Source organism: Helicobacter sp. (assembly GCF_029067145.1).
Lineage (GTDB): Bacteria > Campylobacterota > Campylobacteria > Campylobacterales > Helicobacteraceae > Helicobacter_D.
This window is the reverse complement of record NZ_JAIEFA010000009.1, coordinates 1-565: the sequence shown is the minus strand read 5'-3', so window position 1 is coordinate 565 and position 565 is coordinate 1. Positions and strand designations below refer to the sequence as shown.

1 protein-coding gene is annotated in these 565 nt (G+C 43.5%); it reads left to right on the top strand.

Annotated features, from left to right (window positions below):
- The coding region (locus tag K2N75_RS00540) for a hypothetical protein (protein WP_300119707.1) at positions 1–181 on the top strand (181 nt) is incomplete at its 5' end.
- Between the last annotated feature and the right edge of the window lie 384 nt (positions 182–565).

The window sequence follows — 565 nt, the reverse complement described above, 5'->3', positions numbered from 1 at the left end:
GGATAGGCTGGCCTGGTGCAATTTCCAAAAAAACAAAACGGCGAATATTTTTTTGCTGCGTTCACCACCCCCCCCCCCCCCTTTTTTTGTAAATAGTTGTTTTTTGCAAGAATACCAAAGAGTTTTTCGCGCGTCAAAGTGCGCATTATCTGGTGTGAAGTCTGTTGTTTGTCGGATATAATCTGCAATCATCTGTGCAACTAAACTTGCATCCTCATAAGAGATGATGCTCTTTGGAAAAGAGATGTGTATCGCAATCCCGCTTGTGTTACATAAAAATAGGAGAAATGTCCAAAACCTCTACACCTTTTTGCAAGAGTTCCAAAGTCATTTGTCTAAATTGTGGCAAGGCAGAAGCTCTCTTGAAAAATGTAGAATCCCTTGCACCAACTCGGGATAAATACTAAGCTTCAAGGGCAGGGAAACATAAATCAAACGCGTTTAATGTTGTTTTAAGGCATTGCTAAGTTTAACAATATGCTCTACGAGGCTTCAGGGGGGGCGCCGCGGTTTGGGGTTGATCGGCACGGGGGCTGAGTTGTCCGTGATGTTGGTGTCTTTGGAG